At 67.7% G+C, this 20493-nt stretch carries 19 protein-coding genes; 12 read left to right on the top strand and 7 right to left on the bottom strand.

Annotation, left to right across the window (positions count from 1 at the left end):
- Positions 1-104 precede the first annotated feature (104 nt).
- Positions 105-4061, top strand: a complete 3957-nt coding sequence (locus OYT95_RS28900; RefSeq protein ID WP_005252128.1) for a DNA-directed RNA polymerase subunit beta' — start codon at positions 105-107, stop codon at positions 4059-4061.
- Positions 4062-4224: 163 nt separating this feature from the next.
- Positions 4225-5457: a M23 family metallopeptidase gene (locus OYT95_RS28905; RefSeq protein WP_112301803.1), complete on the top strand. Its 1233-nt coding sequence runs from the start codon at positions 4225-4227 to the stop codon at positions 5455-5457.
- Here the strand turns inward: OYT95_RS28905 and OYT95_RS28910 are convergent.
- A complete protein-coding gene (locus OYT95_RS28910) occupies positions 5454-6014 on the bottom strand; it encodes a TetR/AcrR family transcriptional regulator (protein WP_112301804.1) in 561 nt (186 codons plus the stop codon). The two genes, OYT95_RS28905 and OYT95_RS28910, sit on opposite strands and share 4 nt — an antisense overlap.
- 117 nt (positions 6015-6131) lie before the next feature.
- Between OYT95_RS28910 and OYT95_RS28915 the strand changes: the two genes are divergently transcribed.
- Positions 6132-6332, top strand: coding sequence for a hypothetical protein (locus OYT95_RS28915; RefSeq protein WP_005258232.1), 201 nt, complete (start codon positions 6132-6134; stop codon positions 6330-6332).
- Positions 6333-6337: 5 nt separating this feature from the next.
- Here the strand turns inward: OYT95_RS28915 and OYT95_RS28920 are convergent, their stop codons facing one another.
- Positions 6338-6850: a SixA phosphatase family protein gene (locus tag OYT95_RS28920; RefSeq protein WP_112301805.1), complete on the bottom strand. Its 513-nt coding sequence runs from the start codon at positions 6848-6850 to the stop codon at positions 6338-6340.
- A 9-nt stretch (positions 6851-6859) separates the two neighbouring features.
- Positions 6860-7873, bottom strand: coding sequence for an aldo/keto reductase (locus OYT95_RS28925; RefSeq protein WP_037233638.1), 1014 nt, complete (start codon positions 7871-7873; stop codon positions 6860-6862).
- Positions 7874-8007: 134 nt separating this feature from the next.
- Between OYT95_RS28925 and OYT95_RS28930 the strand changes: the two genes are divergently transcribed.
- Complete coding sequence (locus tag OYT95_RS28930) at positions 8008-8844, top strand: helix-turn-helix transcriptional regulator (RefSeq protein ID WP_268789753.1); 837 nt, start codon at positions 8008-8010, stop codon at positions 8842-8844.
- Here the strand turns inward: OYT95_RS28930 and OYT95_RS28935 are convergent, their stop codons facing one another.
- Positions 8845-9624, bottom strand: a complete 780-nt coding sequence (locus OYT95_RS28935) for an acyl-[acyl-carrier-protein] thioesterase (protein WP_037233540.1) — start codon at positions 9622-9624, stop codon at positions 8845-8847.
- Positions 9625-9776: 152 nt separating this feature from the next.
- Here OYT95_RS28935 and OYT95_RS28940 point away from each other — a divergent pair, with 152 nt between their 5' ends.
- The 7 genes from OYT95_RS28940 (at position 9777) to OYT95_RS28970 (ending at position 17210) form a co-directional block, all read left to right on the top strand.
- Positions 9777-11438 carry an FAD-dependent oxidoreductase gene (locus OYT95_RS28940; RefSeq protein ID WP_112301807.1) on the top strand — a complete coding sequence of 554 codons (1662 nt, stop codon included), beginning with the start codon at positions 9777-9779 and terminating at the stop codon, positions 11436-11438.
- A 37-nt stretch (positions 11439-11475) separates the two neighbouring features.
- A complete protein-coding gene (locus OYT95_RS28945) occupies positions 11476-12441 on the top strand; it encodes an NADPH:quinone oxidoreductase family protein (RefSeq protein WP_112301808.1) in 966 nt (321 codons plus the stop codon).
- Between the two features lie 107 nt (positions 12442-12548).
- Positions 12549-13019: a MarR family winged helix-turn-helix transcriptional regulator gene (locus OYT95_RS28950; protein WP_037233548.1), complete on the top strand. Its 471-nt coding sequence runs from the start codon at positions 12549-12551 to the stop codon at positions 13017-13019.
- Positions 13016-14545 (top strand): DHA2 family efflux MFS transporter permease subunit, encoded by a 1530-nt coding sequence (locus OYT95_RS28955; protein WP_037233551.1) that lies wholly within the window; start codon positions 13016-13018, stop codon positions 14543-14545. Before OYT95_RS28950 ends, OYT95_RS28955 begins: the two co-directional genes overlap by 4 nt.
- Positions 14546-14685: 140 nt before the next feature.
- A complete protein-coding gene (locus OYT95_RS28960) occupies positions 14686-15783 on the top strand; it encodes an LLM class flavin-dependent oxidoreductase (protein WP_268789754.1) in 1098 nt (365 codons plus the stop codon).
- Positions 15767-16213 carry a MarR family winged helix-turn-helix transcriptional regulator gene (locus OYT95_RS28965; RefSeq protein WP_268789755.1) on the top strand — a complete coding sequence of 149 codons (447 nt, stop codon included), beginning with the start codon at positions 15767-15769 and terminating at the stop codon, positions 16211-16213. Before OYT95_RS28960 ends, OYT95_RS28965 begins: the two co-directional genes overlap by 17 nt.
- 19 nt (positions 16214-16232) lie before the next feature.
- Positions 16233-17210, top strand: a complete 978-nt coding sequence (locus tag OYT95_RS28970; protein ID WP_268789756.1) for a pirin family protein — start codon at positions 16233-16235, stop codon at positions 17208-17210.
- 9 nt (positions 17211-17219) lie between these two features.
- On the opposite strand, the gene OYT95_RS28975 is transcribed toward OYT95_RS28970, so the two are convergent.
- The 3 genes from OYT95_RS28975 to OYT95_RS28985 are packed head-to-tail and all read right to left on the bottom strand — an operon-like array spanning position 17220 to position 19191.
- Positions 17220-18164 (bottom strand): serine/threonine dehydratase, encoded by a 945-nt coding sequence (locus tag OYT95_RS28975; RefSeq protein ID WP_268789757.1) that lies wholly within the window; start codon positions 18162-18164, stop codon positions 17220-17222.
- A gap of 31 nt (positions 18165-18195) precedes the next feature.
- Positions 18196-18624 (bottom strand): PaaI family thioesterase, encoded by a 429-nt coding sequence (locus tag OYT95_RS28980; RefSeq protein ID WP_037233558.1) that lies wholly within the window; start codon positions 18622-18624, stop codon positions 18196-18198.
- Between the two features lie 3 nt (positions 18625-18627).
- On the bottom strand, positions 18628-19191 hold the full coding sequence (locus tag OYT95_RS28985) for a TetR/AcrR family transcriptional regulator (protein ID WP_037233560.1): 564 nt from the start codon (positions 19189-19191) through the stop codon (positions 18628-18630).
- 90 nt (positions 19192-19281) lie between these two features.
- On the opposite strand from OYT95_RS28985, the gene OYT95_RS28990 reads away from it, so the two are divergent.
- On the top strand, positions 19282-20484 hold the full coding sequence (locus tag OYT95_RS28990; protein ID WP_268789758.1) for an adenylate/guanylate cyclase domain-containing protein: 1203 nt from the start codon (positions 19282-19284) through the stop codon (positions 20482-20484).
- The last annotated feature ends 9 nt before the right edge of the window (positions 20485-20493 follow it).

A 20493-nucleotide genomic window follows, 5' to 3' on the forward strand; every position in this document is an offset into this window, starting at 1 on the left:
GGTCCTGAGAAATCAGGGTCCGGGGGCGTAGTTCACATTTGAATTGGCAGTCAGGTATCGGCGGCCACCGCTGATCCACAATCCCTCTGGGGAAAGGAAGTTACGTGCTCGACGTCAACTTCTTCGATGAACTCCGCATTGGCCTCGCCAGTGCAGAGGACATCCGCAATTGGTCCTACGGCGAGGTCAAGAAGCCGGAGACCATCAACTACCGCACGCTCAAGCCCGAGAAGGACGGCCTCTTCTGCGAGAAGATCTTCGGCCCCACCCGGGACTGGGAGTGCTACTGCGGCAAGTACAAGCGTGTCCGCTTCAAGGGCATCATCTGTGAGCGCTGCGGTGTCGAGGTGACCCGCGCCAAGGTTCGGCGTGAGCGCATGGGACACATCGAACTGGCTGCCCCGGTCACGCACATCTGGTACTTCAAGGGCGTGCCCAGCCGTCTCGGCTACCTGCTCGACCTGGCGCCGAAGGATCTCGAAAAGATCATCTACTTCGCCGCGTACGTCATCGTCGGTGTCGACGAGGAACTGCGTCACAACGAGCTGTCCACTCTCGAAGCCGAGATGCAGGTCGAGAAGAAGTCCGTCGCGGATCAGCGCGACGCCGACCTCGAGGCACGCGCTCAGAAGCTCGAAGCCGACATCGCCGAGCTGGAGGCGGAGGGCGCCAAGTCCGACGTCCGCCGCAAGGTCAAGGACGGCGGCGAGCGCGAGATGCGTCAGCTCCGCGACCGCGCGCAGCGTGAGCTGGACCGTCTCGACGAGATCTGGACCACGTTCACCAAGCTCAGCGTCAAGCAGCTCATCGTCGACGAACTGCTGTACCGCGAGCTCGTCGACCGCTACGGCGAGTACTTCACGGGCGCCATGGGTGCCGAGTCGATCCAGAAGCTCATGGAGAGCTTCGACATCGACGCCGAGGCCGAGAACCTCCGCGAGACCATCCGCAGCGGCAAGGGGCAGAAGAAGCTCCGCGCACTGAAGCGTCTCAAGGTCGTCGCAGCCTTCCAGGTCAACCAGAACTCGCCCATGGGCATGGTTCTGAACGCCGTCCCGGTGATCCCGCCGGAGCTGCGTCCGATGGTTCAGCTCGACGGTGGCCGCTTCGCCACCTCCGACCTGAACGACCTGTACCGCCGCGTGATCAACCGCAACAACCGCCTCAAGCGGCTGATCGACCTCGGTGCCCCCGAGATCATCGTCAACAACGAGAAGCGGATGCTGCAGGAGTCCGTGGACGCGCTGTTCGACAACGGCCGTCGTGGCCGTCCCGTCACGGGTCCCGGTAACCGTCCGCTGAAGTCCCTGAGCGACCTGCTCAAGGGCAAGCAGGGTCGTTTCCGTCAGAACCTGCTCGGTAAGCGCGTCGACTACTCGGGTCGTTCCGTCATCGTCGTCGGCCCGCAGCTCAAGCTGCACCAGTGCGGTCTGCCGAAGCTGATGGCTCTCGAGCTGTTCAAGCCGTTCGTGATGAAGCGCCTGGTCGACCTGAACCACGCGCAGAACATCAAGTCCGCCAAGCGGATGGTGGAACGTCAGCGCGCACAGGTGTGGGACGTCCTCGAAGAGGTCATCGCCGAGCACCCCGTGCTGCTGAACCGTGCACCGACGCTGCACCGCCTGGGCATCCAGGCATTCGAGCCGCAGCTGGTCGAGGGTAAGGCCATTCAGCTCCACCCGCTGGTGTGTGAGGCCTTCAACGCCGACTTCGACGGTGACCAGATGGCCGTGCACCTTCCGCTGTCCGCGGAGGCGCAGGCCGAGGCTCGCATCCTGATGCTGTCGTCGAACAACATCCTGTCGCCCGCGTCGGGTCGACCGCTCGCCATGCCCCGTCTGGACATGGTCACCGGTCTGTACCACCTGACCCGGTTGGACGAGGGTGCGATCGGCGAGCTCGCAGCGTCGACCAGTGACGAGGCGGAGCAGGGCGTGTATTCCTCGCCTGCCGAGGCTCAGATGGCCGTCGATCGTGGCGCGCTCGTCGTGCAGGCGAAGATCAAGGTGCGGCTCACGCAGCAGCGCCCGCCTCGCGACATCGAGTCGGAGCTGTTCCCCGAGGGCTGGAACTACGGTGACGGCTGGACCGCGGAGACGACGCTGGGTCGCGTGCTCTTCAACGAGCTGCTGCCCGCGGACTACCCGTTCGTCAACGAGCAGATGCCGAAGAAGCGTCAGGCGACGATCATCAACGATCTCGCGGAGCGTTACCCCATGATCGTGGTCGCGCAGACCGTCGACAAGCTGAAGGACGCCGGTTTCTACTGGGCCACGCGTTCGGGTGTCACGGTCTCGATCTCCGACGTCCTCGTGCCGCCGGAGAAGGCTCAGATCATGGAGTCCTTCGAGGCTCAGGCCGATCAGATCGAGAAGAAGTACCAGCGTGGTGCCCTGAACAAGACCGAGCGCAACAGCGCCCTGGTCAAGATCTGGTCCGAGGCCACCGACGAGGTCGGTAAGGCCATGGAGGCCCACTTCCCCGACGACAACCCGATCCCGATGATCGTGAAGTCCGGCGCCGCCGGCAACATGACTCAGGTTCGTTCGCTCGCCGGTATGAAGGGTCTGGTGACCAACCCGAAGGGTGAGTTCATCCCGCGTCCGATCAAGTCTTCCTTCAAGGAAGGCCTGACCGTTCTCGAGTACTTCATCAACACGCACGGTGCCCGTAAGGGTCTGGCCGATACCGCGCTCCGCACCGCCGACTCGGGTTACCTGACCCGTCGTCTGGTGGACGTCTCGCAGGACGTCATCGTCCGCGAGGTCGACTGTGGAACCGAGCGCGGCATCGTTACCACGATCGCCGAGAAGCAGGCCGACGGCACGCTGATCCGCGACGCTCACGTGGAGACGAGCACGTACGCCCGCACCCTGGCCGCCGACGCGGTCGACGAGAACGGCAACGTCATCGTCGAGCGTGGACACGACCTGGGTGACCCGGCTATCGACGCGCTGCTCGAGGCAGGCATCACGCAGGTCAAGGTCCGTTCGGTGCTCACCTGCACCACCGGCACCGGCGTCTGCGCCACCTGCTACGGCCGCTCCATGGCCACCGGCAAGCTCGTCGACATCGGTGAGGCCGTCGGTATCGTCGCCGCGCAGTCCATCGGTGAGCCCGGTACCCAGCTGACCATGCGTACGTTCCACCAGGGTGGTGTCGCCGGAGACGACATCACCGGTGGTCTGCCGCGTGTTCAGGAGCTGTTCGAGGCCCGCGTCCCCAAGGGCAAGGCCCCGATCGCCGACGTCAGTGGCCGCGTGCAGCTCGAGGACGGCGACCGCTTCTACAAGATCACCATCGTCCCGGACGACGGTGGCGAAGAGGTTGTCTACGACAAGCTCTCGAAGCGTCAGCGTCTGCGTGTCTTCAAGCACGACGACGGCACCGAACGCCTTCTGGCCGACGGTGACCACGTCGAGGTCGGTCAGCAGCTCATGGAAGGTGCTGCCGATCCGCACGAGGTGCTGCGTGTCATGGGCCCCCGTCAGGTGCAGATCCACCTCGTCAACGAGGTCCAGGAGGTGTACCGGAGCCAGGGTGTGTCGATCCACGACAAGCACATCGAGGTCATCGTGCGCCAGATGCTGCGTCGCGTGACGATCATCGATTCGGGCGCCACGGAGTTCCTGCCCGGTTCGCTGACCGAGCGTGCGGACTTCGAAGCGGCCAACCGCCGTGTCGTCGCCGAGGGTGGCGAGCCGGCAGCCGGACGTCCGGTGCTGATGGGTATCACCAAGGCATCGCTGGCGACCGACTCGTGGCTGTCCGCGGCGTCGTTCCAGGAGACCACTCGCGTCTTGACCGATGCGGCGATCAACTGCCGCTCGGACAAGCTGATCGGTCTGAAGGAAAACGTGATCATCGGAAAGCTGATCCCTGCCGGTACCGGTATCAACCGTTACCGCAACATTCAGGTGCAGCCGACCGAAGAGGCCCGCGCTGCTGCGTACGCGGTTCCGTCCTACGACGACCAGTACTACAGCCCGGACGGCTTCGGCCAGAACACCGGTGCCGCGGTGCCGCTGGACGATTACGGTTTCAGCAACGATTACCGGTAGGCGCTCCGCGCCCGTGAGCGGTTGACGAGTCCTCGGACTCGCCGAGCACTCACCAAGGACGAAGGCCCCACCCCTCTCTCTTCGGGGGTGGGGCCTTCATCTGTTTCCATGCCTTGTCGCCCGCCATGCCTTGTCGCCGGATGTTCACCGTTGCTAGCGTCGGATGATGGCCCGGTCGAGGTTCGCCATCGCACTCCTGATCGCCGTCGTCGTGGGGGCCGCGACCTCCTGCACGGCGTCGGACGACCAGCAGGGCGAGGCGACGTCGTCGTCGGCGCCTGCCGCGTCCGCCGGTCCCGCGGTGCTCACTCCGGTGGTCGCGGATGTGGTGGCCCCACCGATCCCGGTGACGGGCAGCGACGGTCGCGTGCACCTGGCCTACGAACTGCGGCTGACGAACACCGGGTCGCAGCCGGCGACGATTACGTCGCTGCAGGTGAAGGGTGACGGCCGCACGCTGGTGGACCTGAGCGGCGACGCGCTGACGCCGTGGTTCCAGGCCCTCGGCGGAGGCCCGAAGACCGGCACCGTCCTCGCCCCCGGACAGCAGGGGCTGGTGTGGATCGACGCGACGCTGAACAGTCCCGACGACGTGCCCGGCAGTCTCGGCCACGTCGTGAACGTCGACTTCCCGCAGGCGACGTCACTCGTGCCGTCGCAGCTCGCCGAGAACGTGGCGGACACCGAAGTCGACACCCGCGACGCCGTCCGTATCCGCGCGCCCCTCGACGGTCCACGCTGGCTCGACGGCACCGGCTGCTGCACGGTCACGTCCCACCGCGCGGCCGTCCTGCCGATCAACGGCCGGATGCTCGCCGCCGAGCGCTTCGCGATCGATTTCGTCCAGCTCGACGAACAGGGACGCATCTACGTCGGTGACCAGACCCAGCTGTCCAGCTACGAGTACTACGGCGCACCGGTCCGCGCGGTGTCGGACGGCAAGGTGATCGCCGTCGTTGGCGATCTGTCCGAACAGGTTCCGGGTGCCACTCCGCAGGGACTGCCCCTCGACCAGTACGGCGGAAACCACGTCGTCCAGGACATCGGGAACGGGCGGTACGCGTTCTACGCGCACCTGCAGCCCGGCAGCGTCGACGACATCAGTGTCGGCCAGGACCTGCGGGCGGGAGACCAGATCGGGCTGCTGGGCAACAGCGGAAACACCGACGCGCCGCATCTGCACTTCCATCTGATGGACGGGCCGGACTTTCTGGCGGCGAACGGCATTCCGTTCGAATTCGAGAACTTCGACCTCGACGGACGGGTGACGGGGGAGAGCCTCGAGGCCGCCGCGACCGCCGGCGCCCCGGTGGTCGACGAGGCGGGGACGCAGACCGGATCGCGCAGCGACGAGATGCCGCTGTACCTCGACGTCGTGACGTTCCCGGGCAGCTAGCCGAGGAGCCCGCGCTCGACGAACCGGGTGAGCGCGGCGATGCCCTCGTCGTCGCCGCCGTCCCACAGGCCCACGAAGGCCGTCGCCACCGCGGCGATCAGCCGGGCACTGACCTCGGGGCCGCCGGGGAGGTGCGCCCCGTCCGCGGCGAGGGCCCTGAGGAGTTCGGCCCACGGCTTCATCTGCTCGATCCCGAAGTCGTGCATCCGCTGCGCGAAGTCGGGATCGACGAGGGCTGCGTCGCGGAGCGCGGCCATCACGGTGCGATGCCGCGCCTGAAGTTGCCAGAACACGGCGAGATGAGGGCCGAGGTCCCGCAGATCGCCGGGGGACGTGGTGATGAGTGCGTCCGCGTCGTCGCCGATGTCGTCCGCGAGCGCGAGGAGCAACGCTTCCTTGCCGTCGAAATGGTTGTAGAACGAACCCGCGGCCTTGCCGGCCTCGGTGGTGATGTCGGTGATGGTGGCGTTCAGGTAACCCTTGCGTTCGAAGACCACTCTGGCTGCGTCGAGCAGGTCCTGGCGTGTCTGAGCGGCCTTCTCCTGTCGGGTGGTCACTGCGCTTTCCCCATCTCCTCGCCGCTCGCGTGCCCTCGCTCGAGCCGGTTCTCGTCCCGTGAAGACTATCCTCGACCACACCTGTCCGATATGCGTGGTTCGCTGAACGGAGACGAGATGTCCGAGAAGAAGATCGACCGCGTCAAGACCGAGTCGGCACTCGAAGTGCTGCGGGAAAGCCCCACGATCGCACTCATCACCGTGGCACCGGCGCTGGTCGTCTTCGGGGTGGTGTGGTGGCTGTTCGGATTCTGGTCGGCCCTCGTGCTGGTCCTGATTCTGGGTGTCGTCGCCGTCGTCGGCCGGAAGCTGTTCTGACGCCGCTACCGCGGAACGTGAAACGCGGCGAGTGACGCCGCGCTCGACGTCAGTTCGTCCCATTCGCACGGCACCGTGAGCACGGCGAGCGCAGACGTCGGGAACTTCTCCCGCATCAGGTTGGCATCCCCGGTATCGGGGTTGCCCGCCAGATCCAGTGCCGTCGACGGCATGCCGGGAACATGCCCGACCACCAGCAGCGTGCGTACCGACGGTTCGACCCGCACGATCTCCATGAGCACCTCGGACGGGTACGCGCCGTACAACTCCTCGGCGAACCGGGCGGGAGCGCCGACCCGCGTCGCCTCCAGCGTTTCCCGGGTGCGGCGAGCGGTCGAACACAGCACGGCGTCGATCGGCGGCTGAGTCGACCGCAGCCACTCACCGGCCAGTCCTGCCTGCTTGCGCCCGCGCGGCGCCAACGGCCGCTCGTGATCCGCGACCCCCTCCGGGTACGCCGACTTGCCGTGGCGCATCAGGATCAGGGTGCGATTCCGCGACGAGCTGTGCGAGGCCATGGCTAGACGCTAGCTCCCCACGCCGGCACGTTCACTGTCGAGCTGGGCCATCTGCGCGGGCGCGTAGCGTTCCCCGGCGACTGCGGTGTCGGGAACCGCTGCGGCGATGGCCGCGAGGTCACCGGCACCGAGGTGGACGTCGAGTGCGCCGAGCGTCTCCGCGAGCCGGGCGACGGTACGCGCTCCGACGACGGGCACGATGTCGTCGCCCTGGGCGAGAACCCACGCGATCGCCAGCTGCGCGACGCTCACCCCGTGCTGCGCGGCCACTGCGGCGAGCGAGTCGACGAGGGTGAGGTTCTGCCGGAGGTTCTCGCCCTGGAACCGGGGGCTGTGCGCGCGGAAGTCGTCGGCCGCGAGTGTCTGGTCGGTGCGCAGCGAGTCGCTGAGCAGGCCTCGGGAGAGCACGCCGTAGGCTGTCACGCCGATCCCGAGTTCCCGGCAGAGCGGCAGGATCTCGGTCTCGATCCCCCGGGAGATGAGCGAGTACTCGATCTGCAGATCCACGATCGGGTGCACCGCCGCCGCTCGGCGAAGGGTCTCGGGACCCACCTCGGACAGGCCGATGTGGCGCACGTAGCCGGCCTCGACGAGTTCACCGATCGTTCCCACGGTGTCCTCGATCGGCACGGCGGGGTCGAGACGGGCGGGGCGGTAGACGTCGATGTAGTCGACGCCGAGACGCTGCAGCGAGTATGCGAGGAAGTTGCGGATCGACTCGGGTCGCGTGTCGACTCCGGCCCACGTGCCGCCGGGCCCGCGCAGACCGCCGAACTTGACGCTGAGGGTCACGTCCTCGCGTCGGCGGCCGGCGAGGGCCTTGCCGATCAGGGACTCGTTGTGGCCCGATCCGTAGAAGTCCCCGGTGTCGACGAGGTCGATCCCGGCGTCGAGCGCCGCGTGGATGGTGGCGACGGACTCCACGTCGTCCGTCCTGCCGTACATCCCGGACATGCCCATGGCGCCGAGGCCGAGCCGGCTGACGGTGGGACCGGTGGTTCCGAGTGCGGTGGTGCTGATCATGTTCTGCTCCGATGGTCGGTGTCTGTTCCGGACTGACACCAGCGTCGCCGTCGCCGGGAGCGGCAACCAGAGACCGTTCATCGGGGGACCGGCGATCCCTGGCAGCGCCCCGGCGGGTCCGGCACAGTTGATGCATGAACCGCTCCGAGTTGGCCGATTTCCTCCGCCGTCGCAGGGAACAGCTCGTCCCGGCCGAGGTCGGATTGCCACCGGGACTGCGTCGGCGGACGCCGGGGCTCCGGCGCGACGAGGTGGCGATGCTCGCGGGTATGTCGACGGATTACTACACGCGACTCGAGCAGGCACGCGGCCCGCATCCGTCGACGCAGGTCCTGGCGTCGATCGCGCGGGCGCTGCGGCTGACCGACGATCAGCGAGACCACCTCTACCTGTTGTCGGGACAGGTGCCGCCGATGCGGGCCGCGGGAAACAAGCACGTCGGACCGGGACTGCTGCACCTGCTCGACAAGCTCGACGACACCCCGGGCTGCGTCATCTCGGATCTCGGGGAAGTTCTGGTCCAGAACCGCATGCACGTGATCCTGTTCGGCGACGCGTCCCGGTATTCAGGTCTCGATCGGTACGTGCCGTGGCGGTGGTTCGCGCATCCCGGCGAGCGCGGGATGTTTCCCGAGGACGATCACGAGCGGCTCGCCGGAAACCACGTCGCGGATCTGCGGGCGACGGCCGCCCGGCGGGCCGGTGACGCCGACGTGACGGAACTGGTGGACCGCCTCTACGAGAGCAGCGCGGAGTTCGCGGCGCTCTGGGACCGACACGATGTGGCCGTCCGGCGGTCCGACACCAAGACCGTCCTCCACGCCGAGGTCGGACGCATCGACCTCGTCTGCGAGACGCTGCTGACCCCGAGCGCCTACCAGCATCTGCTCGTGTACATGCCGCAGCCGGGCTCCGACGCGCGGGCCAGGCTCGACCTGTTGCGGGTGATCGGCACCCAGCAAATGGTCTGATCAGGTGGCGAGGGGCCCGACCCGGGCCACGGCGCGCAGGGCGTCGTCGACCAGGAACCATACGGTCAGCGACGTCTCGTCCCGCCGCGAACGCAGGACGATCTCGTCGGTCGACACGATGGGCGAGAGGTACTCGAGCACGGCGCGATGGGGGTTGTCGACGAGGCGGCCGCCGCCCGGATGCTCGTGGTCGGCGATCAGTTCTTCGACGGCTTGCCAGTAGACGGCGTTGTTGACGTGGTCGAATGGGTCGATGTCGGTGCGGCGCAGGACGAACTCGGTATCCACGATGCCGTCCTCGTCGGCGGCCGGAGCATTCTCGACGAGCCACCGCTTCCACTTGAGCCGGTGTTCCTCCGCCGACTCCCCGAGGCGTTCGATGAACCCGTCGTCGATGCGGGTGGGCATTCCCGTTTCGCCGCTGATGTGGATCCAGAAACCTTCGGTCTCGATGAGGGCGCCCGCCTCACCCTCGATCTGGACCCGCATGTTCGTCCAGCGGGTCGACAGCGCCGAGCACCAGCGCCGGAGGTGCACCCGCTCGGGCCACACCGCGGGCCGGACGACGTCGATGACGGTGCGCCGGACGATCCACAGCGGGTGGCTGTCGGCGGCGTCGACCGCGTCGAGGTTGTCCAGACCCGCGTCCTGCAGATAACGCGCGATCCCGTCGAGGCGCAGACGCTTGGCCGCATCGATGTCGCCGGTGCGGACCGGCCAGGACGTCTCGAAGACGCGGCCACGTGAGGGTCGAGCGGCGAGGGGTCGGTCGAGTGCCAAGATGCGGTTCCTTCGCTTGTGGACGGAGCCCTGATTCTTCCATCCGGCACCGGTGCTTGTTTGCGGACGCGATTCTCAGTACAGTTCATATAACTGTTACTACGTGTAACACAAACGAGTTCGATGGTCCGGACAGGTGTGAGGAAACCGCAATGGCATATGTCATCACCCAGGCGTGCTGCAACGACGCGAGCTGCGTCTCCGCATGCCCCGTGAACTGCATCCATCCGACACCGGAGGAGCGGGAATTCGCGCAGACCGAGATGCTGCACATCGACCCGGCAACCTGCATCGACTGCGGGGCCTGCGTCGATGCCTGTCCGGTCGACGCGATCTTCCCGGAAGACAAGCTCGTCGGCTCGCTCGCCCGCTACAAGGACATCAACGCCGAGTACTACACGACCAACCCCATGCCGACCGGGTGGATCCCTCTCACGCCCGCGACTCCGCCGCGCCGCGACCTCGGGAAGCTCCGGGTCGCCGTCGTCGGCGCCGGGCCCGCGGCCTGCTACGCCGCCGGTGAACTGCTCGAACGTTCGGACGTCGAGGTCGAGATGTTCGAGAAGCTCCCGACGCCGTGGGGACTCGTCCGCGCCGGTGTCGCGCCCGACCACCCGGGCACCAAGGAGGTGACCCGGATGTTCGAGTGGAGCCTCGACCGGCCGAACTTCGAGTTCCACCTCAACGTCGAGGTCGGCAAACACGTCACCCACGACGAGCTGCTGGAGAACCACCACGCCGTGATCTACGCCGTCGGGGCGTCGAGCGACCGGCGTCTGGGAATCGCGGGCGAGGATCTTCCCGGCGTACACGCCGCCACCGAGTTCGTGGCCTGGTACAACGGCCACCCGGACTACGCGGAGCGCACGTTCGACCTGTCCGCGAAGCGCGCGGTGATCGTCGGCAACGGCAACGTCGCGCTCGACGTGGCCCGCATCCTCACGATGAACGTCGAGGAGCTGGAACGGACGGACATCGCCGATCATGCCCTCGCCGCGCTGCGGCGCAGCAACATCGAGGAGGTCGTGCTCCTCGGCCGCCGCGGGCCCGCGCAGGCCGCCTACAGCAACCCCGAGTTCCTGGCGCTCGGCGACCTCGAGAACGTGGACGTCGTCATCGACGACGCCGACCTCGACCTCGACCCGGCCAGCGAGGCGCTGCTCGACGAACCCGCCACCGCGATGAAGGTCCGGCTGGCGCGGGAGTTCGCGCAGCGTGCCCCACGGCCCGGTCACAAGCGCATCGTGTTCCGCTACCTGACGTCGCCGCTCGAGGTCACCGGATCCGGCAAGGCCGAGGCCCTGCGCTACGGACGCAACGAACTGGTGGTCGACGAGTCCGGCACGTTGTCCGCCCGGGCCCGGGGCGAGGAAGGCTCGCTGGACACCTCGCTCGTCCTGCGATCCATCGGATACCGCGGCAACCCCGTCGGCGGTGTCGCGTTCGACGAGAAGCGCGGCGTGATCCCCAACGAGCACGGCCGGGTCACCGACCGGGTGTACGTGACCGGATGGATCAAGCGCGGTCCCAGCGGTGTCATCGGCACCAACAAGGCGTGCGCCAAGGAGACGGTGTCGTCGCTGCTCGCGGATTTCGAGGCAGGAGAACTCCTCGGCACGGTCGGCACCCGCAAGGACGTGAAGAAGCTGATCGAGCGGCGCCAGCCGGAACAGATCGGCTTCCCCGGGTGGCGGGCGATCGACAAGGCGGAGACCGGCCGCGCCGAGGGGTCCGGCCGGCCCCGCGTGAAGATGACCGACAAGGTCGAGCTGGTGTCCGTCGCCCGTAGGCGGAAGCGGCTCTTCGCTCGTTGACGCCTCCCGCCACCCCTGCGCGTCTAGTGTTTCGAGCATGCGCGCAGTGGTGGTGACGGAGCTGTCGGGGCCGGGCGGCATGACGCTGCAGGACATACCCGAACCGGCGGCCGAGGGGCTGGTCCTGATCGACGTCAAGGCCAGCGGCGTGTGCTTCCCCGACCTGCTGATCAGCTACGGCAAATATCAGCTCGGCCCCGAGCTGCCTTTCGTTCCCGGCGCCGAAGTCGCGGGTGTGGTGGTGTCGGCACCGGCCGACAGCGGATTCGAGCCCGGTCACCGGGTGCTCGCGGCGTCGCAGGTCGGCGGTTACGCCGAACGGGTCGCAGTGCTGCCGGCGCAGGTGCTGCCCATTCCGTCGATCCTGGATTTCGACGAAGCGGCGTCGCTGATCGTCAATTACCAGACGATGGAATTCGCGCTGGAGCGCCGGGCTCGGCTGCGGGCAGGCGAAACCGTCGTCGTCCTCGGCGCGGCGGGTGGGGTGGGGACGTCCACCATCCAGCTGGCGAAGGCCCACGGCGCCCGCGTGATCGCGGTGGTGCGCCGGGACGGGGCCGACGACTTCCTGCGCGAACTGGGGGCCGACGAGGTCGTCCGCCTCGAAGACGGCTGGGGCGCCCGGGTCCGTGAACTGACCGGCGGCCGGGGCGCGCAGATCGTGGTCGACCCGGTCGGCGGCGACGCATTCGACGAGGCCGTCCGGGTACTGGCCCCGGAAGGCCGGCTCGTCGTGATCGGTTTCGCGGGAGGGGCGATCCCCGAGGTCAAGGTGAACCGGGTGCTGTTCCGCAACATCAGCATCGTGGGTGCGGCGTGGGGTGAGTTCATCCGGAACGAACCGAATGCGCTGGAAGAGGTGCATGCCGCGTTGGTCCGGCACGTGGAGCGCGGATTGCGTCCCGTGGTCACGTCCCGGTATCCGCTCGAGCAGGCTGCGGATGCGCTGCGCGATCTCGAGGCCGGCCTCGTGCTGGGCAAAGCAGTGCTCGTCCAGGACTGAACCCGCAGGTCGAGCGTGCCGCCGGGGAATGTGATACCTGACACCATTTATTCGGTTGCGCCATAGTTGCCCTTGGGCAATAGTTGCATGAGCGCTAGCATTCGAGGGTGCCCGACAAATCTCCTGATCTTCTCTTCGAACTACTCAACGATTTCTTCACCCAGGTGTTGAGTGCGGGGGAGTCGGAGTCGATGGACAACCTCATCGAGCTGGACCTCACGTTTTCGCAGGTGCGGATGCTCTTCGCGCTGGTTCAGCACGGTGAGCCACTTCCGATCAACGAGGTGGCCGAACGGTTGCGGCTCTCGGTGGCCGCGGCGGGCCGGAATGTCGATCAACTCGTGAAACTGGGTCTGGTCGTTCGCCGGGAGGACGAACGCGATCGGCGGGTCAAGCGGGTCTCCTTGTCGGAGGCCGGACATAAGGTCGCTACCCAGCACATCGAATGCAAGCGTGATCAGTTGCGACGGTTCGCATGGCGGGTTCCGGAGATCGAGCGGACTCGGCTGATCGAGGCACTACAACCGATCCTCGCGGGGGAGTCCCTGCGAGAACTCAACCAGGAGATACTCGGATGACATCGCCGACCGCCGCGAACGCGGCGCCCGACAAGCTCGACGGCACGGTCCTCAAGATCGCGTCCGTGGTGGTGCTCGGTGCCATCATGTCGATCCTCGACGTGACCGTCGTCAGCGTCGCGTTGCCGACGTTCGCCACGGAATTCGACACCACGTACGCCACCGTCGCATGGACGATGACCGCGTACACGCTCGCCCTGGCCACCGTCATCCCCGTCACCGGGTGGGCGGCCGACCGATTCGGCACCAAGCGTCTCTACATGACGGCGCTCGTGCTGTTCGTCCTCGGCTCGGTGCTCTGTAGCTTCGCGTGGGACATCACGTCGCTCATCGGCTTCCGCGTCCTGCAGGGCCTCGGCGGCGGCATGTTGATGCCGCTGGGTATGACGATCATGACGAAGGCGGCCGGCCCCGACCGCGTCGGCCGGGTCATGGCGGTTCTCGGAATCCCCATGCTGCTCGGCCCGATCGGTGGTCCGATCCTCGGCGGCTGGCTGATCGAGGCGGCGAGCTGGCACTGGATCTTCCTGATCAACCTGCCCATCGGCATCATCGCTCTGGCTGCTGCGTTCATCATCCTGCCGTCCGACAACGCGTCGCCCTCGGAGTCGTTCGACTTCCTCGGCATGCTGCTGCTCTCGCCGGGTCTGGCACTGTTCCTGTTCGGTGTGTCCTCCATCCCGGAGGTGGGCACGGTCGCTTCGGCTCGTGTGCTCGTGTCCGGTGCGATCGGCCTGGCGCTGATCGTCGCGTTCGTCTTCCACGCACTCCGCAAGGATCACCCGCTGATCGATCTGCACCTGTTCAAGAACCGGCAGCTGTCGGTCGCGGTCATCACGACCTCGCTGTTCATCGTCGCGTTCATGGGTGCCGGTCTGCTGTTCCCCAGCTACTTCATCCAGGTCGGCGGGCACACCACGCTCGCGGCCGGTCTGCTGATGGCTCCGCAGGGTATCGGCGCGATGCTGACCATGCCGGTGGCCGGACGTCTCGTCGACAAGATCGGCCCCGGCAAGATCGTGCTGACGGGTCTGCCGCTGATCCTGATCGGTCTCGGTGTCTTCACCCAGGTGGCGTCGGACTCACCGACCTGGCTGCTGATGGGTGCGCTGTTCGTGATGGGCATGGGCATGGGCTGCACGATGATGCCGCTGATGACCGCAGCGATCGTCACGCTGTCCAACGAACAGGTTGCGCGCGGTTCGACGCTGATGAACATCGTCCAGCAGACCGCCGGATCGATCGGTACCGCCGTCATGTCGGTGGTCCTCACCAACCAGCTGCTCGATCGCGGTCTCGACAGCCAGACCGTCGCGATGCAGCACGTGCCCGAGGTCGCCGCGCAGGAGCCTCCCGGGATGGTGGACCAGGTCCTGAGCCAGGCCGCCGATGCGTTCGGCAACACGTTCCTGGTCGCCACCGTGCTGATCGCATTGACGCTCATCCCGGCGTTCATGCTGCCGCGGAAGAAGTCGGTCAACCCGCGTCTCGAGGCCGAAGATGCCCCGACGGTCATGATGCACTGATCGGGTTCGTTCGAACGTCGCCGAGGGCGGCAAGCGCACTGCGCTTGCCGCCCTCGGCTGTTTCCGGAATAGGTCGAAGTGGTTGAATGTTGCAATAGGTTCATGCAAACGCATGGAGTTCTGGCGCGAGAGGAACAGCTATGCAGTTCGGAATCTTCACCGTCGGCGACGTGACCCCCGATCCCACCACCGGCCGCACTCCCACCGAGCACGAGCGCATCAAGGCGATGACGACCATCGCCAAGCATGCGGAGGACGTCGGACTCGACGTGTTCGCCACCGGCGAGCACCACAACCCGCCGTTCGTGCCGTCGTCCCCGACCACCATGCTCGGCTACCTCGCAGCGCAGACCGAGAAGATCGTCCTGTCGACGTCCACCACGCTGATCACCACCAACGACCCGGTGAAGATCGCCGAGGACTACGCGATGCTGCAGCATCTCACGGACGGCCGGGTGGATCTCATGATGGGTCGCGGAAACACGGCCCCCGTCTACCCGTGGTTCGGTCAGGACATCCGCCAGGGGATTCCGCTGGCGCTGGAGCACTACCGGCTGCTGCGCCGCCTGTGGGACGAGGACGTCGTGGACTGGCAGGGCCAGTTCCGCACCCCGCTGCAGGGGTTCACCTCGACGCCGCGTCCGCTCGACGGCATCCCGCCGTTCGTGTGGCACGGATCGATCCGCAGCCCGGAGATCGCCGAGATCGCCGCGTTCCACGGTGACGGCTTCTTCGCCAACAACATCTTCTGGCCGAAGGAGCACTACATCGCCCTGATCAACCTCTACCGCGAGCGATACGAGCACTACGGTCACGGCCGCGCGGACCAGGCGATCGTCGGACTGGGCGGGCAGGTGTTCATGCGCAGGAACGCCAAGGACGCCGTCGACGAGTTCCGGCCCTATTTCGACAACGCCCCGGTCTACGGCCACGGGCCGAGTCTCGAGGACTTCACCGATCAGACCCCGCTGACCGTCGGCACACCGGAGCAGGTGATCGAGAAGACCTTGACGTTCGCCGACTTCTTCGGCGACTACCAGCGGCAGTTGTTCCTCGTCGACCATGCGGGGCTTCCCCTGAAGACGGTGCTCGAGCAGCTGGATCTGCTCGGCGGCGAGGTCGTGCCCGTGCTGCGCAAGGAGTTCGCCGCCCGGCGACCTGCGGGCGTGCCGGACAATCCGCCGACGCACGCGTCGATGAAGGCCGATCGCGAGCCGGTCGATGCCGCCCGTCAGTAGGACCGAACGAGCGGCCGAGGCGTGGGAGGCTCTCTTCCGCGCCCAGGTCGCGGTGATGCGCAACCTCGCCGCCGACGACGTGTGGGACGAGCTGAGCATGCGCGAATACGACGTGCTGTTCACTCTCGCCCGGGCACCCGGACACAGACTGCGCCTGCATGATCTCAACCGGGAGATCCTGCTCAGCCAACCGTCGCTGAGCCGGCTCGTCGAGCGGCTGTCCGGCTCCGGATTCGTCACGCGGGAATGCGATTCCAGCGACCGCCGGGGGACCGTCGTCGCCCTGACGGACGAGGGTGCTCGTGTGCAGAAGTCGGTCGGACGCAGGCACGCGGCGAGCATCCGGCGGCACGTCGGCCCGGCACTGTCCGACGACGAACTCGACACGCTCACCGAACTCTGCGCGAAACTGCGCGGCGCACAGGACTGACGGAAGGCACGATGGAGCAGTGAGCAATCTGGAGACGAATTCGGTGGAAGAGCGGTGCGAGTCGCACCCCGACGGCGGGGGCATCCAGGTGCTCGGCGCGCGCGAGGTCCCGCTCGGCGGTCCCCGCGCGATGCCGGTCCGGCGCACCCTCCCGCAGCGGGACCGGTCGCTGATCGGCGCCTGGTGCTTCGCCGACCACTACGGTCCGGACGATGTCGGGAAGACGGGCGGGATGAACGTGCCGCCCCACCCGCACACGGGACTGCAGACGGTGAGCTGGCTGTTCACCGGCGAGATCGAGCACCGCGACAGCATCGGTTCGCACGCAATGGTGCGTCCCGGTGAGCTCAACCTGATGACCGCCGGGCGGGGGATCGCGCACTCGGAGGTCTCGACACCGCAGACACGCATCCTGCACGGGGCGCAGCTGTGGGTGGCGTTGCCGGCGTCGGCGCAGGACGCGGAGCCGGCGTTCGAGACGTACGCACCCGATCCGGTCGAACTGGACGGCGCGACTGTGCGGGTGTTCCTCGGGAACACGGTGGGCTCCACCTCGCCGGTCCGCACGTTCACGCCGCTACTCGGCGCCGAGATCCTCCTGGAGCCGGGTGCGGACGTCACCCTCGACATCGAACGCGGCTTCGAGGTCGGGGTGCTTGTCGACGAGGGCGAGGTGCAACTGCGCGGAACCACACTGCGGTGGGCGGAACTCGGCTATCAGCCGCCCGGGGAGTCGCTGGTGGCGCTGCGCAACACGGGCGGAACCCGGGCCCGGCTGCTGCTGCTCGGCGGCGCACCGCTCGGTGAGCAGGTGATCATGTGGTGGAACTTCCTCGGCCGCAGCCACGAGGACATCGTCGGGTACCGCCGTGAGTGGCAGTCCGAGCTCCGGGGCGCGGCGCCCGCCGACCCCCGATTCGGCACGGTCGAGGGCTACGACGGCGATCCACTGCCCGCACCCGAACTGCCGAACAGCAGGCTGAAACCCCGCGGCTGAGACCGCGGATCAGTAGCTGGTGAGCGACGTGTTCGCGCCGCAGAGCACCACGCAGAGCGGCTTGTCGTCGTCGGGTGCGAGCTGTCCGGTGACGATCGCGGCGAGCGCCGCGGCGGTGCCGTGCTCGACGACGATCCGGAACTCCTCCCACAGCAGCGTCCGCGCGTCGATGAGGGCGTCGTCGTCGACGATCAGGCTGGACACGGGCCGCGACCGGATGGTGTCCCAGGCGATGGAACCGATCTTGGTGGCGCCGAGGGAATCGCCGGCGATGCTGTCGATGTCGATGTCCACGGGTTGCCGGGCGGCGACCGCGGAGTGCAGCGTCGCCGCTCCGCTCGGTTCCACGCCGTAGATGCTGTCGTCGTCGCGGCTGCCGGCGACGACGCCGGAGAGCAATCCGCCGCCGCCCACGGCGATCACGTAGGACAACGGCTCGGCGACGTCGTCCTGGACCTCGAGAGCGATGGTCCCCGCCCCGGCGACGATGTCGGGGAGATCGTAGGCGTGCAGGGCGAGGGCGTTCGAGGACGCCGCGAGTTCCTGGGCATACTCGGCCGCCTCGGCGTATCGAGCACCCACCTTGCGCACGTCCGCGCCGAGCGCGATCAGCGTGTCGACCTTGACGTCGGGTGCCGTGACGGGGACGACCACCGTGCACTTCACACCCCTGAGCCGCGATGCCCAGGCCGCCCCGATGGCAGCGTTCCCACCGGACGCGATGACGACGCCCGCGTCGTCGAGCCGCCCCTCCTCCTCGGCGTGGAGCAATGCGTTGAGGCTGCCCCGCACCTTGAACGAGCCGCCGTACTGCAGGAACTCGAGTTTGAAGATCACCGGCACGGCACCGCGCACGGTGGGGACGGTGGCACGGAACGTGGGTGTCCTGCGGATCAGGCCGGTGATGCGCTCACGCGCCCTGTCCACGGATGCGTGATCGACGGAGTGAGCCATGGTCCCATCGTTCCATCCCGTGCAGCCGCGACTACCGCGGCTCCTTGACCGTCGCCGTACCCTGGGCTGCGGCGCACAGCACCTCCGAGCCGTCGTCCTGCACCGCGTAGATGTCGCACCGGCACAACGCCTGCCGCCGCGTCGACGCGTCGGCGCGGGCGTCCGCCCGGAGCAGCACGCCCTGGGCGGGGCGGAGGTAGGTGATCGTGAAGCCCGCGGTCATGATGTTCGCGCCGAGCACGGTTCCCGCGGCGAATGTCAGGGCGTTGTCGGCGGCGTATGACAGGACACCGCCGTGCACGAAGCCGTTCTGTTGCCGCAGTTCGTCGCGGACGGGGATTTCGAGGGTCGCGCCGCCCTCCCCGAACTGCGTCATGCGTGCGCCGACGAGCACGCTGAACGGCTGGGCCTCCAGCACGGCCTGCGCGGTGTCGGCGGTGAGTGCGACGTCGACCGTCATCCTCTACTCCTGGTTCCGTAGCGAGTTCCACGCGGCGCGCGCCAGTTCGGGCGCCACTGCGGTGGGGTCGGTGGTCATGGCGCCCGCCAGCCATTGGCGGGAGTACTCCTGAGCCGGACCGAGCCACAACGCATAGAGCACGTCGAAGTCGAACCGGCGGACCGTTCCGTAGTGTTCGTGGACCCGCCACCACTGGGTGACGTCGCGGAAGAACACCGCATTGGTGGAATCGGCCCGCTCGTCGACGCCCGGGGGCCGGGGCGCGGCGAGGATGGTGGCCCGCTGCGGGTTGCCGGACACCCACTGCAGGTGGCGGACGACGGCGCCTTCCACCCCGGACCGCGCATCGGCGCATTCCGCGAGTGCGGCCCGGAATCCGTCCTGGTAGTCGGCGAGCGCCCGCAGCCAGACCTGGAGGTACAGCTCTTCCTTGTTGGGGAAGTGGTGGTAGACGGCTCCCACACTGACGCCGGCCTCCTGCCGGATGTCGGCGAGCCGGGTCGCGAGGACGCCGCGGCGGGCGAAATGGTCCTCCGCAGCGTCCAGCAACAGACTTTGAATCGGCACACACCGAATATAGTTCGGTCACAGTCGCGGGGGAAGGCGAGTTCGCAGGATTACGGCGAAGGGCGACGTCGTTCCTGGGACGATGAGGACGTGCGCATCCCGCGACAGCCCCGACGGATCACGCCCCGAACGGGACGTCTGGTGTCCCCGCCGCCTCCCCCGCTCCGACGCCCCGGTCCGCCACCCACGCAACTCCACGAGTTCGAGGCCGCAGGCCTCCTCGACGGACTCAGCGGGGCGGATCGCTCTGCGCGCATGGGAGTCCTGAACACCCTGATCGAGGACGGGGTGTCGATCGACGAGCTCCGCGTCGCCTCCCGGGACAATCGACTCGCGCACCTGCTGCTCGAGCACGCGCTGTCGCCGAAGGGCCGGTACGGCATCGACGAGATCTCTCAGAAGACCGGTGTCACCGTGGAGGACGCCCGGCGGTGGTTCCGGGCAATCGGCCGGGGTGCGTCGGAGGACGGGACGTTCTACGACGACGGCGACCTCGACCTCGCGCGCGGACTCAAACAGTACCGGGACCTGGGGCTCGACGAGAGCGGAATCTTCGCGGCCGCCCGGGTCCTCGGCCGCAACCTCTGGACGGTCGCCGACGCCGCGGACGCGCTGCTGCAGGAGCGACTCGAGGCGACACGCGAACACCCCGAGGTGGCCCTGCGGTACGCGGTGGAGGTGCGGCGCATCGCGGATTTCGAAGCGCAGATCCTGGCTCACCTCATCGCCACCACCCTGCGCCACCAACTGCGCTCCGATGCGGTGGGTATCGCCAGGGACTCGAACCTCCAGGTTCGGGGGGCGCAGGAGATCGGCGTCTGTTTCGCCGACCTCGTCGGATTCACGCTGCTCGGTGAGCAGGTGGCGCCCGCCGATCTGGGGCGGGTGGCCGAGCGCCTCGACGGGCTGGCCACCGATCTGGCGCTGCCGCCGGTGCGTCTGGTGAAGACGATCGGGGACGCCGTCATGATCGTCTCGCCCGATCCCAACGCGCTGGCCTACACCGCGCTCGACCTCGTGCAGGCCGCGCGCGCCGAGGGGCTTCCGCCGTTGCGGGCCGGGATCGCCTGGGGCACGGCGGTGCCGAGCGCGGGAGACTGGTTCGGCAGGCCCGTCAACATGGCCAGTCGCGTCGTCGCGGTCGCGCCGTCCCACGAGGTGGTCGTGACCGGCGAGTTCTACGACGAACTCGACACGGACGCGTTCTGGGGCGAGCCGGCGGGCAGTCACCGGCTCAAGGGAATCGACGCCCCTCAGGACCTCTTCGGGATCGGCCGCCGGTCGGTCGCCTGACCGGCGCGG

It is taken from the genome of Rhodococcus sp. JS3073, assembly GCF_026810085.1.
GTDB lineage: Bacteria > Actinomycetota > Actinomycetes > Mycobacteriales > Mycobacteriaceae > Rhodococcus_F > Rhodococcus_F wratislaviensis.

Excerpts from the sequence above, each read along its gene's own strand:
- OYT95_RS28980 (WP_037233558.1), bottom strand. The coding sequence starts at position 18,624 with ATGACGGTCGACGTCGCACTCACCGCCGACACCGCGCAGGCCGTGCTG.
- OYT95_RS28925 (WP_037233638.1), bottom strand. The coding sequence starts at position 7,873 with ATGATCAGCACCACCGCACTCGGAACCACCGGTCCCACCGTCAGCCGG.
- OYT95_RS28975 (WP_268789757.1), bottom strand. The coding sequence starts at position 18,164 with ATGGCTCACTCCGTCGATCACGCATCCGTGGACAGGGCGCGTGAGCGC.
- OYT95_RS28905 (WP_112301803.1), top strand. The coding sequence starts at position 4,225 with ATGATGGCCCGGTCGAGGTTCGCCATCGCACTCCTGATCGCCGTCGTC.
- OYT95_RS28945 (WP_112301808.1), top strand. The coding sequence starts at position 11,476 with ATGCGCGCAGTGGTGGTGACGGAGCTGTCGGGGCCGGGCGGCATGACG.
- OYT95_RS28955 (WP_037233551.1), top strand. The coding sequence starts at position 13,016 with ATGACATCGCCGACCGCCGCGAACGCGGCGCCCGACAAGCTCGACGGC.
- OYT95_RS28930 (WP_268789753.1), top strand. The coding sequence starts at position 8,008 with ATGAACCGCTCCGAGTTGGCCGATTTCCTCCGCCGTCGCAGGGAACAG.
- OYT95_RS28940 (WP_112301807.1), top strand. The coding sequence starts at position 9,777 with ATGGCATATGTCATCACCCAGGCGTGCTGCAACGACGCGAGCTGCGTC.
- OYT95_RS28960 (WP_268789754.1), top strand. The coding sequence starts at position 14,686 with ATGCAGTTCGGAATCTTCACCGTCGGCGACGTGACCCCCGATCCCACC.
- OYT95_RS28965 (WP_268789755.1), top strand. The coding sequence starts at position 15,767 with ATGCCGCCCGTCAGTAGGACCGAACGAGCGGCCGAGGCGTGGGAGGCT.
- OYT95_RS28920 (WP_112301805.1), bottom strand. The coding sequence starts at position 6,850 with ATGGCCTCGCACAGCTCGTCGCGGAATCGCACCCTGATCCTGATGCGC.
- OYT95_RS28915 (WP_005258232.1), top strand. The coding sequence starts at position 6,132 with ATGTCCGAGAAGAAGATCGACCGCGTCAAGACCGAGTCGGCACTCGAA.